This window comes from Pseudomonas cerasi (assembly GCF_900074915.1).
Classification (GTDB): Bacteria; Pseudomonadota; Gammaproteobacteria; order Pseudomonadales; family Pseudomonadaceae; genus Aquipseudomonas; species Aquipseudomonas cerasi.
In genome coordinates, this window is record NZ_LT222319.1 from 5,248,450 (window position 1) to 5,264,932 (window position 16,483).

Sequence of the window (16,483 nt, forward strand, 5' to 3'; positions counted from 1 at the left end):
CATATTTATCTACGGCGTTGCTGCCCGTTGCATCTGATTAATTGAGGCCTTTAGTCGCAGCCCCCGAGGCCGCCGATCAAACCTCAGCGCCTTGCGCAATGGAAAGCCTGTCATGACACAAACACCACCCTCTCTGGATTTCAACCTTTCAACGCCGAGCCCTGTACCGACGACGCCCGGCGATCCCCGGCCTGAAGCGTCCGCAGCGCTGAAAAGGCTCGACGAACTGCGCACCCTTCTGGCCAGGGAACTGGACGCGCTGCCCAGGGCCGACGAGGCCTTGCTGAGCGCCCTCGACAACGATGACGTGTCCGAACGCGAACCGGAGATCGTCAGCCTGTTGCAGCAGATCGACGACTACTGGACGGCCCCGGGCGAAACCGGTGAAAGCCGCCGTGATCGCCTCTTGCCAGCCCTGCAAAGGGCTGTGCATGACGAAGTCCACGTCAGGATTCACGAGCGCGATTTCGACAGTGGCTACCTGGCCTGCCTGCCCGAGGCGCCCGAGCAGGCGCAAGGCCCGGCGCTCGCCTGTTCGACCGTGTGGGTACAGTTGCACGATGACGAACAGATTGAAATGGCCGGCGTGCTGGTGATTTCCCAAGGTCAGGGGCGCACACTATTGATGCTGCCAGGGCTTGGTATCACCGCTTTTGCCACGCCGCCCATGATGGCCGAAACCCTTGCGCAGTGGCTCAACACGCCAACACTGCGCGATGCGCTGTTCAGCAACGCGGAACGACAGCATCAGGACTGGCTGGCCGAGATAGCTCAGGACGCCGACCTGTACCTGGAACCGTTCACGGCTGCCGATGTGCAATTGCAGCCCGTTACCACGGCACCGTTCCTTCACGCGTTCGACAGGCTGCTGAACAAACAGCGCAACGACATCCGTTATGCCTGCGAACAGCACGGCACGGCGGATCGGCTCACGCGTCAGTCGCAAATCCAGCAGGCCATCGACATGCCAGGCCTGCTAGGCCCCTCCGCCATGCTCGAGCTGCGGGAACTGACCAACAGACAACGTCAGTACCAGCGCAACTTGCCCGAATGGATGAAGATCGCCAGCGAGGCTGACCTGCAGACCTATGCCCGGCACCTGCAACGCTACGACGCGGCGCATGCCGCAATGCTGAGTGTGCTGGGCAGCGCAGCGTCGCCGGAGCGGTTTGCCGAAATGCAGTTGCGCGCACGCCTGGCCAATGACCTGGGCCATGATCTGGACCCTCGGGCCTTGATCATCGACACCCGTCGCATGCTGCCAGCGACGAGCGAGACCTACCACGTGACGCTGCCACTGACCGAACTGGCGCTCTATGGCCTGCATCCGGGCGACGAGACAGCAGGCTCGGACTTCCTCGACCAGACGGTTATTACCCTCGATGGCCAGCCGCTGGACGCTGCGTGCTCGACATTGAGCCCGACCTACCTTGCCGGGGTGATTGATGAACTCGACCTGCGCGCGGTGTTTGGCAATTTCCAGCGCGAGGCCTGTCAGCAGGAACACAACCAACGGATGCTGCGCGCACTGGCGCGGGTCCGAATGACCACGCTCGGCTGGGCGGCGAAGATGCAGGGGCATATCCAGCCCGATGATTTTGCCATTGTTGCAGCGCTGACCAGCACGGCGGCGAGTGCGCCTGATTCCACGGTGCGCGTGCAGCAGATCAAACTGAACGACCGTAACGTGATGGCCAGATTACTGGTGTTCCGCAAGCAGGATGCCCAAGGCCAGACGCAACGGCTGATCATGTTCGCCAGCGAGGCACCCGGGCAGCAGTATTTCAAGGCCTTCGACACCGACACCCAGCTATTGCATGAGGTGGTCGGCTGGACCGCATCGCCCGCAATGATGGCTTGGCTGCTTGATCAGGTAGCGGTCGCAGCGCGTCCGGAACTGGCCGCGCAACTGACGGCCCTCAGCGAAAAACCCCAGCCCGCAAAGGACTTTCTGCAATTCATCGATCACCCCTACTGCGAGACGGCACTGCGCAGTTTTACCGACGAGCAGACCCGCGTATTGCTCTCAGAGCAGGCCCGCCATACCCCGGACTGGTACCTGCGCGCCAGCCGTGCCCAGCGCCGGGAATTACTGGCCCTTGAACACGCCATCGATGGCGCGCTCGGCAACTATCAGGCCCAGCCGCACACCAGGGTTCAGTCGTTCCAGGATTACGTACACCAGCGTGCCAGCCAGCAGATCGGCACACTGCTGGGGGTCCCTGCAGGTACGGTAGACCCTGACCTGATCGTGATCAGCAGCGAGCGCGAAACGCTGACCTACACCGACATGCTGCTCAACGGCTACAACGACAGCATCGACCCCTTGCGCACGTCGGCAGCCACCGACGCCACGTTCAGCGGCCCGCCGGGTATCGACCTGAGCGCACTGTCACCTGCGGAGGTCGCAGGCTCGGTGCGTGGCCAGTGGCTGGCCGACGAGTACATTGCGCTGATCAGAAACACCCTGCTGAACAGCGAAAACGATGGCTACGCCTACCGCCGCCAATGCAGCGTGATGATCACCCAACTGCAGATGAAGGCCGCTGCACTGCGCAGCCTTCTGAAAGGTCATATCGAGCCCACGCAGTATGTCTGGCTCAAGCAATCACTGGATAACGCGCACCTGAGCGACTCGGCTTCACGCGAGCGATACCCGCTCTATCCCCTGCAAATACATGTGGATAAACCGCTGATCGCCTCGGGCCTGACCGATGTCGATCAACTGGTTATCCCCGGCCCGCTGCTGACCCACATCGAAACCGTTCAGGGCTGCCTGGTCATTTTGCCAACGCAGATCCGACACGCCGCGCTGCTTTATACGCCGCAGGCACCTGACGGTATCGAATTCCGCCTGTTCAGCGACTTCGTGAGCTCGCTGGATAGCGAAGGGATGATCGATTACTACAAGGATCGCTGCCGCATCAAGGCACGCCGGACCCTGTCGTTCTTCCTGCGGGACATGCAGAAGGGCAACGCCAACAAGCCTCCGGTCATCCCCAAGGCATTTATCTCAGACGTTGCCGATACCTGTTTCAACCGGCCGCTGGAGCGCAGGTTGCGTGATGTGGAAGAAACCACCACGGGTCGCAACGACATGCTGGCGAAGCTGATCTGGGTCAGTGTCGAAATCATTGCCACGGCCCTGACCCTGCCCTTTCCGCCGGCAAGCTTTGCGGTGGGCAGCCTGATTTCATTGCATGACAGCGGGCAGGCACTGGTTGCGCTGAGCGCGGGCGACCGGGAGCGCGCCACGAGCTACATGCTGTCGGCACTGCTCAACGGCCTCGGTGCAGGCAGCGATTTGCTGGTGGGCCTGAAAGGACTTGGCGGTGTGTTGCATCAACTTGAGAGCGGTCAGCATTCGACCCCGGTGCTGCGTTCGTTCCAGCGCCAGCCTTCTCTGCCGCGTTACGAGGATCTGTACCCGGTAGAGCTGCAAGAGCAGGTATTGCTGCTCGGCACGCCCAACGTCCACGGGCATGCTGCGGTTTTCCAAGCGTCCCCTGTCGCCTCGGCACCCCCGCGGGCAACCGGTCAGTTCGCTGCACGCGAACTCGGTGGCGCCTGGCAGCCACTTCTCCCCCTGCCCCCAGCAGCGCAGCGCGCACCATCCGGTTTGCGCCTCGACCTGGCCGTCGACATTTCGCTGGATAACGTGCCACGTATCGCCGATGGTCACGCAAAGGGCGTGCATGCGATCAATGGAAAACACTATATCCAGCTGTCAGACCGGGCCTTTGAGGTTCAATACGACGCACACGGGCGGTACTGGCAGATCATCGACCCGGCCAATCCGTTCGCCTTCTTCGGCAAACAGCCGGTTCGCCTGAATGACCAGGGCCTGTGGCAAGTCGTCCAACGGCAGCGCCTGGGCGGCGGCGGGCTGGACGGTCCGGGCACTTATCGCCCGCTGCCTGAGGACGCCAGCGCAAGCTCAAGCTCGCTGAATATCCTGAGCGACTATCAGATGCCTGGCGGCATGCGCGCGCATCTGGATGTCGTCATCAGCAAGGAAGCCTTCGATCCGACCGGAGCAGGCCTGGAAGTCTATTTCGAAACGTATTTCACCGAGGTGCGCCAGACCTTCGCGGCACGCCGGGAAAAGCTCTATCAGGACGCCCAGGCCTTTTTTGCCCGATTCACGCCTCCACCCAGGCCGCCCCTGCCCACCTATGAACTGCCCGGCAGTGTCGACACACTCATCAAGCACATCTTCAGTCACACTAACGGGCTGGTGTTCAGCGAAGCCCCGAAGTCGGTGGCCAGCAAGCGTCTGCTCCTGCTCAACATGCCCTTGCTCGCAGAGCAGCGTGTCGAGGTGCTGTACATCGAGCACCTGCTGATCGACAAACACCTTCGCAAGCTGGCCAGGTATCGCCAACTGGGTAAAAAGAGTCGCTCCGGCTCTCATGAACTCAAGTATTACCTGCAAGAGACCAATCGCGGCGCCCTGAATAACGCGAGCAGCGAATTCGATTACTACCACCTGATCAAGGCAGCCCACCGTTACGGGATCGAGGTGCGCCCGTTCAGTTCGTCGATCAGCTATCCGTTTCTCGGCCATACGGTGCTGAGCGCTGCCGATGACCCGGCAGCCGCCATGAAAATGAGCAATTTCTTCGGCCACAAGGTTATCAGCCACGACATCGAGCCGGCCTCTGCCAGACGCTGGGTAGCACTGCTCGACCAGAAGCTTGCCACGACCCACGATCAAGTGCCCGGCATCGCTGAAATGCAAGGGGCCGTCAGCGTGCATGTCCAGGACATACCCGCCGGACGACCGACACGCATCAGGCAAAGCGCGGACCTGCTGCATGAAAACACGCCGACTCACTATGACTTCAGCATAGCGTTTGCCGACCCGACGCTGCCCGCCCAACCGCTACCGCCTGCCACTGCGCTGGATGACGTGCTGATCCGCGAGCTGGGCGACCCGGCCGCGATTGCCGGGGGTGAGCGCTGGACGGGTGATTACGGGTTTGTTCTGGACGAAAACGATACCTGGCTACGCGTGGAGCCCGATGACTGGAGCGTTGACAGGCCGATGACCGCCATCCAGCAATCGCTGACCGATGCCACCTACGAAATGCCGATGGAGACCAGAACAACGCTGCATAGCCTGGCGAACTTCGAAAAGAAGGGCCTTGATATGGAGTATTTTTTTGAAGACATCGAACTCGACACTGTGCGCAATACATTCGACCTGCGGCGCACGACGCTACGACAGGACGCCGCCCGGATCAGCGCGGCTCAACTGCCGCCTCGCCCGACGTTACCGTCGATCGAAGCGCAGACAAGCACTGCCGGACTGCTTGAAATCCTGTATCGCCATACCGAAGGCCTGGTTATTGGCGAGTCACACTCTTCGCTCGCCAGCAAAAAGCTGATCATCGACAACCTGCCGCTGCTGTCGCAGCAGAACGTCAAAACGCTGTACATGGAGCACCTGCTGAGCGATCTGCATCAGGCGGATCTGGATCATTTCCTTGAAACGGGGCAGATGAGTAAAACCTTGCTGCATGACCTGAAAACCCTGGACCGCGGGTATCACACCGATCCGGCCGGGATCTACACCTTCGAACGGCTGATCATCAGGGCACGGCAGCAAGGTCTGGAGATTCGCGCCATCGATTGCGCAAGCAGTTACCACCTCAAAGGCATCGCCGATCAAGAGTCCATTACCCGCCAGCAAATGATGAATTACTTTGCCTCGCGCACGATCCGCAGGCATCAGGACGTGATGGGCTCGCATAAATGGATCGCGCTGGTGGGCAACAGCCACTCCAATACCTATCAGGGCGTCGTGCCTGGCATTGCCGAACTGGAAGGCGGTATCGGCCTGCGGGTCGTCGATGTGGCTCCGGGGCATTCGAGGGGAATAACGCTGGATCCGGGGGAGCTCGTCTCGGGTGGCATAGCGGATGAAAAGGTCTACATCAAAGCTGATTATCGGGTGGAGATGGAGGTACTGCGCTCAAAGCCGGTCAGGCTGCCAAGCATCGAGAAACGCCTTTCCAGGCCTGGAATGTTTCTGATACAGGAGGGTGAAGGTAATTTGCAAACCATCGTCCATCGCGCACGCGACACCTGGATTCACCATACACCGGTGCTGCGCAATGCCGAAGGCAAACTGTACATCGAACGTCTGCGCTGGCCGCGCATCCACCTCAAACCCTTCGACGACATCGATGCACTGGTGGCAGCACTCGAAGCAATGAACCTCACACGCATCACCTGAGGATGCCGATGCTCCGCGTCACACAGAGGACGCGGAGCGTCCGGAACTGCATGCCAACGCGGAGCATTGGCACGATAATCTGCACCTACCGGTGAGCGCTCTGCGCTGGCACGAGAGTCAGCTGGGCTCAGTCTGTCACAAGCTTCGGCAAGCGCTGTTCCAGCACCTGGTGCAGCGCGCTCTGCGTCGGCCAGTTGCGCATGAAGCGAGCCCGGTCTCGGGCGTAGGCCGCGGCGAATGACGATTGCGAGCTGTGCTGCTGCATGGCGTCAAGGTCGATCATCGCCCAGCGATCGATGTGCCAGAACAGGTTATGCCCCTTGAAATCGCCATGGCTGATACGCGCCTGGATAAGCTGCGCGAAAAGCCGGTCCAGCGCCAACAGTTCGACCTCTGGTGCATCACCACTTTCCACATAGGGAGCGAAGCGTTCGATGATGTCCGGCCCATCGATGAACTCGGTCACCAGCCAGGCCTTGCTGCGTAAGCCGAGAAAGCGCTTTTCCTGCACTGCCAGCGGTTTGGGTGTGGCAATGCCAAGGAACATCAACCGGTTGCCTTCGCGCCATGAATGCCAGGCTCGGCTGGGGCGCCAGAAGCGCTTGAGCCAGTGGCTGAAATTCTTGATGTTGTAGCGTTTGATGACCAGTTGACGACCATTGACCTCAACCCGCCCAACACTCGCCGCGCCACCGGTCTTGTACAGATGACCCTTGTCGAGCAAGGCATCCGCCTGACTCAGCACCGGCAGCATCGCAGGCTCTTCCTCGCGGCGAATGGCGCGGAACACCGAAGCGCTGTCCTCGACACTGAACAGACTGCAGTCGCGCACGGTCTTGCTCATGAAGTCCTTGAGCCGCCAGCTGCGCACTTTGTCGATCTGCTTTTGCAGCGCTTCCATCGGCAAACCATGCTCGGCATTGCTCAACAGGTAATGCACCAGCAGCTCTTCGGTGAAAGGTTCGAAAGACCTGGGCAACTGGGCAAAAAACACACCGAGGTTTTCCAGCACTTTTTGCCGGGACAACGGCGTGCCAGCCTGTTCAGCACGAATCCCGGCGCCATCGATCAAATACAGCTGCCCGTTGTGGCGCAGCAGGTTGTCCAGGTGCAGGTCTTCCTGCCACAGGCCTTTAGCGTGCTGCCGGGCAATGGCCGACAGCGCGTCGCCGAGCACCGCTTGCTGCTCGTCTGCCAACGGTGGCAGGTGCTGAACAGCGTTCCAGGCATCGCCCAGGCTCGGTGCCTGTTCCAGAAACTCGAACAACAGCCAGCCACCCTCGCCGTCCTGCAAACCGTCGGCCAGCAGCAGTGGTGTGGTCAGGCCCTGTTCGGCAAGCAGCCGTACCCCGGCCAGCTCACGCTGAAAGTGTCGGGCCGCCTTGTCGCCCACCAGCAATTTTGCCAGCACCGTTCGGCCTCGCCAGACACCGGCCCCGACATAGCGCTGCCCCGGCAATACGCGCAGCAGGGTCAGCAATTGCAGTTCAGCCGGTCCGGCAGCATCGGCCAGCGTCAGGCTCATCGGCAACTCGGGGGTACGTCCAGCGGTCTTGAGCTCAGACAAACGCATCAACGGGTCTCTTTATCATCGCGGTGTTGAATGTCTCGTTTGTGAGCGCCGCGCTTGCCCAGACGCGCACTCCAGGCGTCAACCAGCAGGCTGTTCGGCGTAGCTTGCAGATAAGCCGCCAGCAGCTCGCGCCGATCCGCCTCATTCCACATCGGCGCGCGGCGCAGCAGAGGTTCGAGGTCGCGGGCAAGGTCACGCTTGCCGAAGATCACCGGGCGGGTTTTTTCCAGGTCGATCAATTGCGCCTGATACCCCGTACCGGCTGCCTGAAGAAAAATATGCTTGGGATAGAAGCAGCCATGCACCTGTCCGGCGCCGTGCAGCGTGCGCGCCAGCTGCCCGCAGGCGTGCAGTATTGCCAGACGCTGAGCGGCCTCCATCTGGTTCCACTGCTGCAACAGTTCGTCGAGATCGGTCCAGCCGTCCAGCGCACGCGTCATCAGGATCGCCCGGCGCTCGCCGTCGACCTTGCGCTCGCCATAGAACACCGCTTGCAGTGCCGGAATCCCCAGCTTGCGATAGCGACTGATGTTACGAAACTCGCGCGAGAACGACGGTTCGCCAAACGGATGATGCAACGTGTGAGTCAGGTAATTGCTCTGACGCTTGAGGTAAAAACCCTGACCGTCCAGATCGAGGCGGAACACACTGCTCCAGCCGCCGCGCCCGGTATTGGGCTCATCGACCGCATCGAGTCTGATGTTCCAAAGCGATTCAAAATCAGCCAGTTTGTGACGCGCCAGTAAAGGCTGGTCGGCACTGGCAATAAAAACGCTCATTCACGGCCCTCGAAAAAGCTGACGATATGTCGGATACGTTTTTTGTCGGAGGCGTTCAAACGCGTTCGCTGGCGGTATTGCAGGTAGAAGCGCAGGCGCTGGGTGGCCGACAAGTGATACTTGGCGACCTTGTCCAGGCAGGCCAGATCCTTGGTGATCCGATAGCGCAGCATGAAGCTCCACCAGAATGCGCCGTTGGGGCAATCGATGAAAAACAGCTTGCCTTCGTTATCGACCAACAGGTTGCGCCATTTCAAATCATTATGTGTGAAATGGTTGTCGTGCATGATCCGGGTGAAGGCAGCCAGCTGGCGGCTGATCGCGTCGACCCAGTGGCGGTCGGTCAGTCGCGGATCCTTGCGTTGCGCCAGTGCCGACAAGTCTTCGGTGTTCGGCAAGCCACGCGTGATCAGTGCGCCGCGATCATACGCCGCGCCGTTTCGCTCCAGCCCCCAGGCCACCACCTCTGCGGTCGGAATCCCCCATTTGGCGAAGCGCTTGAGGTTCTGCCATTCGGACTTGACCCTCGGCCTGCCCATATAGCGGCGCAGACCCTTGCCCGCACCCACGTAGCGCTTGACGTAGTAGTAGACACCGGCGCGCTCGACGCGAATGACGTCGGACAGCGGGTCGCGGGTCAACTGCTGGCCCTGCAGGGCAAACACGGCGTCCAGGCTACCGAATTCCGGCTCCAGGAAAGCGTACTCGGGCTCGAGCTTCCAGCCCGCCATCAGAGTACATCTCCGTAGCGCACTTTGCGCTGATACAACTTGTCGGCTTTTTTATCCAGCCAGGTCAGCAATGCCGCTTCCTTGAGCAGGATTTCGCGCAACGGCTTCTGGAAATAGCCCTGGAGAAAACGCAGTTTGTCGCGGCGGGTCAGGCCAGTGTCCAGCGCCGAAAAGTACAGCGCGGCCAGGTCCTTGTTACGCCAGCGCGGCGTGATCGCACGGCGGGTCTGGGCACGGTGCAGGTCGATGACCGACAGTTTGAAATAGTCAGCGGTCACCGGCTTGTCGGTGTGCAACAGAAAATGGCAGATGTAGCAGTCGCGATGATTGACGCCTGCGCGGTGCATCATGCCGACCATGCGGGCGACTTCGGTAATGAAGGCTCTCTTCAGACGCGGCTCGGGCGGCTCGTTGCGCCAGTTGAGGCTGACATCTTCGAGGCTGGTGGTCGGTGCCAGTTCTTCGGTGACGATGAACGAGTGCTGCGCGGCGGGGTTGCTGCCACGTTCACCATAGGCCACGGCCGTCATGGTCGGGACGCCGACTTCATGCAGACGCTCGATGGCGTCCCACTCCTTGCCCGCGCCAAGTACCGGCAGCTTGGCGGTTGCCAGGTTCTTGGCGATCTCGCCCCAGCCAATGCCGCGGTGGATCTTGACGAAGTAACCGCGCCCGTCGACCTCGGTGCGCAGCGTGCGGCGCCCTTCCAGTTCACGGTAGACCTCGCCGCTCAGGCCTTCGACCTCGACGAACGCATCGCGCCCCGCCCACAGGCTCTTGAACGGCTCAGCAAGGAACAGCTTCATCAATAGTGCTCCGCCAGAATCACATCCGCAGCGTGTTGCGGCATGCTGTAAAGGTCCGCCGTGTCGGCAAAGGTCAGGCCATTGCGCGACCACGCGCTGCGTGCGGCACCGTCCTCAAGCATGTCCGACAGGTAGCGATTGAGCTGCGCCTGCTCGAACGGCTCGTCCAGCACCCGCCCGCAATCGGCCTCGGCTATATAGTGAGCGTAACCACAGACCGCGCTGACCAGGACCGGCAAACCGGCAACCAGCGCTTCGAGCAGCACGGTCCCAGTGTTTTCGTTGTAGGCCGGATGAATCAGCAGGTCGGCGCCCAGCAGAAAACGCGGAATATCGCTGCGCCCTTTCATGAAGGTCACCTGATCACCCAGGCCGAGCGCCGCGCTCTGCAATTGGAATACTTTGGGGTCGTCCTGACCGATTACAAACAGCCGCGTGCGTTTCTTGAGCTCGGCGGGCAGAGCCGCGAGTGCCTTCAGGCTGCGATCCACGCCCTTGGTCTTGAAACCGGAGCCGATCTGCACCAATAGCAGGTCATCGTCGGCCAGGCCGAATTCCTTGCGAAAGCCTGCACGAATGTCAGGGGCATCCGGCGGCGCGCGGCGATCCTGGGAAATCCCCGGCGGCAGCAAATGGAAGCGCGACGGCGGGGTGTCGTAATGCTTGATGAACAGCGGCTGCTGCACTTCGGAAATCATCAACACCTGAGTTTTCAAGTCTTTGGCGAACACCGCGCGCTCGTAGTCAGCAAAGTGGCGATAACGGCCCCACTTGCGATACAGCGGGCTGCGCAGGTTCTGCGCCTTGTCCTCGAAGCAGCCGTCGGCGGCGTAATACACATCCAGACCGGGCATCTTGTTGAAACCGATCAGGCGGTCCACCGGGCGTTTGGCCAGGTCCGCCTCCATCCAGGCGCTGAGCTTTTCATTGCGCCGATGATTGAAGAACGCCTTGACCGGCGCCACCAGCACCTCGAAACCGGGTGGCACATCGCCTTCCCAGATCAGGGTATACACACGGATCTGATGGCCGCGCTGCTGGCACTCCAGCGCGATGCGCATGAAGTCGCGTTGCAGGCCGCCGAACGGGAAGTATTTGTAGAGTACAAAAGCCAGTTGCATCAGCCAGGTTCCTTTGCCAGCAACAGCGCGCCCAATTGGCTCGCTACTCGCTCGGGATTCAAGCGAGTGAAGCACATCGGCCACTCGCGCTTAAGGTCGAACCGGCGCTGATCGTCGGCGGTCGGTTGGTACGTGCATTTCTTTTGCAGGCACGGCGTGCAGCCCGGGTAGTCGCTGGCCAGATGCACCTGCGACTTGCCGTAGGCCCCGGTCAGGCCCGGATTGGTCGGGCCGAACAGGGAAATGGTCGGCACATCCAGTGCAGCGGCCAGGTGCCCGATGCCGGTGTCTACCGCGACGCACGCCTGCGCGCTGGCCAGCACCCGCGCAACGCCTGCCAGATTGAGCTTTGGCAGCACGTGAGCACTGCTCAGACCCTCGGCAATGCGCTCGGCGCGGGCCTTCTCTGCCGGGTTGCCCCACGGCAACTGCACTTGCAGGCCGCGTGCTGCCATCAATTCGGCCAGCTGTCGCCAGTACAGCTCAGGCCAGTGCTTGGTGTCCCAGGTCGTGCCATGCAGGAACAGCACGAACGGGGCCTGCAAATTGTCATCCAGAGTCGCCAGGGGCTTGAGACCGTAATCGCCCATGCCGGACGGCTGTGAATAACCCAGTGCCTGAGCGAACAACTGGCGCAACCGTTCGACCGCATGCTGCCCGCGTGCCACTGGAAAAGCGCGATCATAAAAGCGACTGGCGACCGGCTCGCGTGCCGAATCGCGGTCCAGACCGGCCACCGGTGCATCGACATAGCGTGTCAGCCAGGCACTTTTGAACAAGCCCTGCGCATCGATCACCAGATCATAGCGCTGTTCGCGCACCTGCTGTTTGAAGCGCCGCCATTCCCCGGACCTGAAGGTTTGCCAGAGGTGCTTGCGCCAGCGGCGAATCGCCACCGGGATCACCCTGTCGACCGCCGGATGCCAGGCGGGAATCTCCGCGAAGCCCTCCTCGACCACCCAGTCGAAGCGAATGCCGGGCAACGCACGCGCCGCATCGGTCAGCGCGGGCAAGGCATGAATCACATCACCCAGTGAAGACGTCTTGATCAGCAGTACCCGCAAAATCAGGCAACCTCCACCGGCGTGCTACTCAGGCGGCTCAGCGCCTGAGTCACGGCGTCCGGCTCAAGCAGACGCATGCAGTTGTAATGGCCGAAACGGCAGGTGCGCTCAAAGCACGGGCTGCACTCGATGCCCAGACGCACCACCTCGACTGCGTCGGCCAGCGGCGGCGTGAAGCCCGGCGAGGTCGAACCGTAGACAGCCACCAGCGGACGGTTCAGCGCTGCGGCCACGTGCATCAGGCCGGAATCGTTGGACACCACGGCATCGGCGCACGACAGCAGGTCAATGGCTTCGGCCAGCGAGGTCTCGCCACTGAGGTTGACGGACTCCTCGCGCAGGCCGGGAATCAGCTCCTGACGAATGCTCTCACCGACCGGGTGATCTTTTTTCGAGCCGAACAGCCAGACCTGCCAGCCTTCGCGAATGCTCGCGTCGGCGACCTGTGCGTAATGCTCGGCGGGCCAGCGCTTGGACTCACCGAACTCCGCGCCGGGGCATAGCGCCAATACCGGGCGATCCAGGGTCAGACCGAATTTGCTCAGTGCGGCATCACGCGTGGTCGGGTCGATACGCAGGCTCGGCCGCGGGTAAGGACGCGGCAACTCGGTGCCCTTGTCGAAGGCCAGGGCCATGAAACGTTCGATCATCAGCGGGTAGCGCTGCTTGTCGAGGGTCCGCACGTCGTTGAGCAGGCCGTAGCGGAACTCGCCGCGCCAGCCGGTACGTTTCGGAATGCCGGCGAAAAACGGCACCAGCGCGGATTTCAGCGAATTGGGCAGCAGGATAGCCTGATCGTATTGGCCGGCCAGAGACTTGCCGATCCGGCGACGGGTCGCCAGTTCCAGGGCACCGTGCCCTAGCGGAAAACTCAGCGCAGCGCGAACCTCCGGCATGCGCTCCAGTATCGGACGGCTCCATTCAGGGGCCAGCACGTCGATTTCGCACTCGGGATGACGCTGTTTCAGACACTGGAACAGCGTTTGTGCCATCACCATGTCACCGACCCAGCTAGGCCCAACGATCAGAATTTTCATGTTCTATCCAAAAACGACCAGAAACGATCAGGGAGGCCGATCAGACTGCGTGACATTCCCACACAACCTGTCGCCTCCCTGTCATAGCTTTATAGAGTGTTGCAGTGGAATGTGGCGTGCCGTGAGGCTCAGCTCAACCCCATCTGCGTCCAGATCCGCATCACCTCACGCCGCTGGGCGTGAAACTGATCGCCGCTGACCACGCCCGCCTGCTTCTGCAAGGCTTGGCGATGTGCCGCCGAGCGATACGCCTTATAGGCTTCGCGCAACAGGCCGGCATCCGTATCCGGTAGCAGTCCGGCTTCTTCAAGCCCTTCGAGAATCCGGATGTTGTCGGTGTATTGCAGCAGCGCGGGATGCTCTCTGGACCACGCCAAGGCGGCGTATTGCACCATAAATTCGATATCGACGATACCTCCGGCGTCCTGCTTGAGGTCGAATGGCACCGCCGCCTCGAAGGCATTGGCCGCCCTGCCGGCCGCTGTCACGCGGGTACCGAGGTTGTCACGCATCTTGGCGCGCATTTCGCTGACTTCGGCGCGCAGCTTGTCCAGATCGCGTTCGCGCCCCAGCACATCGGCACGGACTTTCTCGAATTGCTCGCCCACATCCCGGCTGCCGGCCATGACCCGCGCACGAACCAGCGCCTGATGCTCCCAGGTCCAGGCTTCATTGGCCTGATAACGGGCGAAAGCCCCCACAGAGCTGACCAGCAGGCCGGATGCCCCCGAAGGCCGCAGGCGCATGTCGACGTCATACAGCTGACCGGAGTTGGTTTGCGTGGTCAGCAAATGGATCACACGCTGCCCCAGCCGGGTGAAGAACTGCGCGGTGTCGATCGGCTTGGCACCGTCGGTCTCGGCCTCCAGATCGCCATCATGAATGAACACCAGATCCAGATCGGAGCCATGCCCCAGCTCGATGCCGCCGACCTTGCCGTAGCCGACAATCACGAAACCCGGATCGCACAACGTGCCGTCCGGACGTAAAGGCGTACCGTGTCGGGCCACGCTGTAGCGCCAGGCCAGCGCGAGCACCTGATCGAGAATCGCCTCGGCCAGCCAGGTCAGGTAATCACTGACTTTCATCAACGGCAGGCTGCCGGATATCTCGGACGCCGCAACGCGCAGACTGTGCGCCAGCTTGAAATGCCGCAAGGCTTCCATCTGCTGCTCAAGGTCGTCCTCGGGGATACGAATCAGCCGCTCGCGCAGCTCGGCCGCCAGTTCCGGGGCCAGCGGCGGATTGAACAGGCGTCCCTCATTGAGCAACTCATCGAGCAACAACGGGAAACGCGCGATCTGCTCGGCAATCCACGGGCTCGCGGCGCACAGGGTCAGCAGCTGTCGCAGCGCGTCGGGGTTTTCCGTGAGCAGCACCAGGTACGCCGAGCGCCGGGCGACCGCTTCTACCAGGGGCAGCACGCGTTCGAGTACCAGGTCGGGCTTCTCATGTTCCACCGCCTGAGCCAGCAGACGGGGGATGAACGCGTCCAGCCGCTCACGGCTCAGACGCTGCATCGAACGCAGGTTGGGGCTGCTGCGCAGGCTGGCCAGATTTTTCAGCGCCTTCTCGGCGTCAACAAAGCCGGCCTGCAACAGTTGGCGACCTGCGGCCTCTTCGTCCTGGGACTCTTCCCAAAACGGCAGCCATTCGCCTCCCACCACCACTTCACCATCTTCTTCCTGCTCATCATCCGGGTCGGCGTCGGGGTCCGCAATGACCTGGCGGAAGTGCCAGGCCACACGGCCACGCCAGTGCATCAGCCGTTCGTGAAAGGCAGCCCAGTCAGCGAAGCCCATGATCAGCGCAACGCGCGCCTGATCCTGTTCGTTGTCCGGGAGCATCTGCGTCTGACGGTCGGCAATCGCCTGAATGGCGTGCTCGGTATAACGCAGAAACTCGTAGCCCTCGCGCAGCTCTTCGGTCACCGCCGAGGGCAGATAGCCCTGCCCCTCAAGGGTTTTCAGCACCTTGAACAACGGCCGCTGCTGCAGACTCAGGTCGCGGCCGCCGTGAATCAGTTGAAAGGCCTGGGCGATGAACTCCACCTCACGAATGCCGCCGGCGCCCAGCTTGATGTTTTCCGCCATGCCCTTGCGCTTCACTTCCTGCTGAATGAGCTGCTTCATGGTGCGCAGCGCTTCGATGGCCGAGAAATCCAGATAGCGGCGGTACACGAACGGACGCAGCATCGCCAGCAATTCGGCACCGGCAGCCTGATCGCCCCCGACCACGCGCGCCTTGATCATCGCGTAACGTTCCCAATCCCGGCCCTGGTCCTGGTAATACTGTTCCAGCGCATTGAAGCTGAGCACCAGGGCGCCGGACGAACCGTAGGGGCGCAGACGCATGTCGACCCGGAATACGAAACCGTCGACGGTCACCGGGTCGAGCGCCTTGATCAGCCGCTGGCCCAGACGAATGAAGAACTCCTGATTGTCCAGCGCACGCTTGGTGCCGACGGTCTCGCCGCCCTCCGGGTAGCCGAAGATCAGGTCAATGTCCGAGGACAGGTTCAGCTCGACCGCACCGAGCTTGCCCATGCCCAGAATGACCATGTGCTGCGGCTGCCCGGAATGACGACCGGTTGGGGTGCCGAACTGCTGGCAGTGCCGGGGGTACAACCACTGGTAAGCCAGATCGATCGACGCATCGGCCATGTCCGACAGGTCACGGCAGGTTTCGATCAGGTTTGCCTGACGGGTCAGGTCGCGCCAGATAATCCGTACTTGCTGGCGTGCGCGCTGTCGACGTAGATTACGCCCCAATTCATCATCGCTGGCAGCGCTCGACAGCGCGTCGGCAATCTGCCCGCGCAATTGGCCGGCAGAGAAGCTACGCTCCAGCTCGCCCGAATCGGCCAGCTGCAGGAGCATCTGCGGATCACGGCAGACTTGTTCGGTTACAAAATCACTGGCAGCGCAGACCCGGTCGAATGCTGCCTGCCGCGCCTCGGGCCAGGCCTTGAATGAGGCCTGCGCGTCCTCGGACAGGACAGTGAGCGCGGCCTGAAACATCTGGCGAGCGCGAGTAATCGATGGCAGCAGAATGGCCGGAAATTCGGCCAGTAAAGGCAGGCTCATGGTCTATCCTTGATCGGCGTGCAGACGCCCGTCCGTCGTTATGGC

The 16,483-nt window shown here is 61.6% G+C and carries 9 protein-coding genes; 1 reads left to right on the forward strand and 8 read right to left on the reverse strand.

The features are described 5' to 3' along the window. Nucleotides 1-112 precede the first annotated feature (112 nt). The gene (locus tag PCPL58_RS25825; RefSeq protein ID WP_065350772.1) at nucleotides 113-6,241 is read left to right on the forward strand and encodes a membrane-targeted effector domain-containing toxin; all 6,129 of its coding nucleotides are present in this window, start codon (nucleotides 113-115) and stop codon (nucleotides 6,239-6,241) included. A gap of 127 nt (nucleotides 6,242-6,368) precedes the next feature. Here PCPL58_RS25825 and PCPL58_RS25830 read toward each other — a convergent pair whose 3' ends face one another. From PCPL58_RS25830 to glnE, 8 genes are all read right to left on the reverse strand, one after another. Then, nucleotides 6,369-7,814, reverse strand: coding sequence for a lipopolysaccharide kinase InaA family protein (locus PCPL58_RS25830; protein ID WP_003431983.1), 1,446 nt, complete (start codon nucleotides 7,812-7,814; stop codon nucleotides 6,369-6,371). Then, complete coding sequence (locus PCPL58_RS25835) at nucleotides 7,814-8,593, reverse strand: lipopolysaccharide kinase InaA family protein (protein WP_065350773.1); 780 nt, start codon at nucleotides 8,591-8,593, stop codon at nucleotides 7,814-7,816. The genes PCPL58_RS25830 and PCPL58_RS25835 overlap by 1 nt, the downstream gene beginning before the upstream one ends. Beyond that, nucleotides 8,590-9,324 carry a lipopolysaccharide kinase InaA family protein gene (locus PCPL58_RS25840; RefSeq protein ID WP_003431987.1) on the reverse strand — a complete coding sequence of 245 codons (735 nt, stop codon included), beginning with the start codon at nucleotides 9,322-9,324 and terminating at the stop codon, nucleotides 8,590-8,592. Before PCPL58_RS25840 ends, PCPL58_RS25835 begins: the two co-directional genes overlap by 4 nt. Then, a complete protein-coding gene (rfaP, locus tag PCPL58_RS25845; RefSeq protein WP_065350774.1) occupies nucleotides 9,324-10,130 on the reverse strand; it encodes a lipopolysaccharide core heptose(I) kinase RfaP in 807 nt (268 codons plus the stop codon). The genes PCPL58_RS25840 and rfaP overlap by 1 nt, the downstream gene beginning before the upstream one ends. Continuing rightward, nucleotides 10,130-11,251: a glycosyltransferase family 4 protein gene (locus PCPL58_RS25850; protein WP_065350775.1), complete on the reverse strand. Its 1,122-nt coding sequence runs from the start codon at nucleotides 11,249-11,251 to the stop codon at nucleotides 10,130-10,132. Before PCPL58_RS25850 ends, rfaP begins: the two co-directional genes overlap by 1 nt. Continuing rightward, nucleotides 11,251-12,315 (reverse strand): lipopolysaccharide heptosyltransferase I, encoded by a 1,065-nt coding sequence (waaC, locus tag PCPL58_RS25855; RefSeq protein WP_003366216.1) that lies wholly within the window; start codon nucleotides 12,313-12,315, stop codon nucleotides 11,251-11,253. The genes PCPL58_RS25850 and waaC overlap by 1 nt, the downstream gene beginning before the upstream one ends. Nucleotides 12,316-12,317: 2 nt before the next feature. After that, a complete protein-coding gene (waaF, locus tag PCPL58_RS25860; protein WP_003366215.1) occupies nucleotides 12,318-13,352 on the reverse strand; it encodes a lipopolysaccharide heptosyltransferase II in 1,035 nt (344 codons plus the stop codon). A gap of 128 nt (nucleotides 13,353-13,480) precedes the next feature. Then, a complete protein-coding gene (gene glnE, locus PCPL58_RS25865; RefSeq protein WP_065350776.1) occupies nucleotides 13,481-16,438 on the reverse strand; it encodes a bifunctional [glutamate--ammonia ligase]-adenylyl-L-tyrosine phosphorylase/[glutamate--ammonia-ligase] adenylyltransferase in 2,958 nt (985 codons plus the stop codon). Between the last annotated feature and the right edge of the window lie 45 nt (nucleotides 16,439-16,483).

Excerpts from the sequence above, each read along its gene's own strand:
- PCPL58_RS25850 (WP_065350775.1), bottom strand. The coding sequence starts at position 11,251 with ATGCAACTGGCTTTTGTACTCTACAAATACTTCCCGTTCGGCGGCCTG.
- waaF (WP_003366215.1), bottom strand. The coding sequence starts at position 13,352 with ATGAAAATTCTGATCGTTGGGCCTAGCTGGGTCGGTGACATGGTGATG.
- rfaP (WP_065350774.1), bottom strand. The coding sequence starts at position 10,130 with ATGAAGCTGTTCCTTGCTGAGCCGTTCAAGAGCCTGTGGGCGGGGCGC.
- PCPL58_RS25840 (WP_003431987.1), bottom strand. The coding sequence starts at position 9,324 with ATGGCGGGCTGGAAGCTCGAGCCCGAGTACGCTTTCCTGGAGCCGGAA.
- PCPL58_RS25825 (WP_065350772.1), top strand. The coding sequence starts at position 113 with ATGACACAAACACCACCCTCTCTGGATTTCAACCTTTCAACGCCGAGC.
- glnE (WP_065350776.1), bottom strand. The coding sequence starts at position 16,438 with ATGAGCCTGCCTTTACTGGCCGAATTTCCGGCCATTCTGCTGCCATCG.
- PCPL58_RS25835 (WP_065350773.1), bottom strand. The coding sequence starts at position 8,593 with ATGAGCGTTTTTATTGCCAGTGCCGACCAGCCTTTACTGGCGCGTCAC.
- PCPL58_RS25830 (WP_003431983.1), bottom strand. The coding sequence starts at position 7,814 with ATGCGTTTGTCTGAGCTCAAGACCGCTGGACGTACCCCCGAGTTGCCG.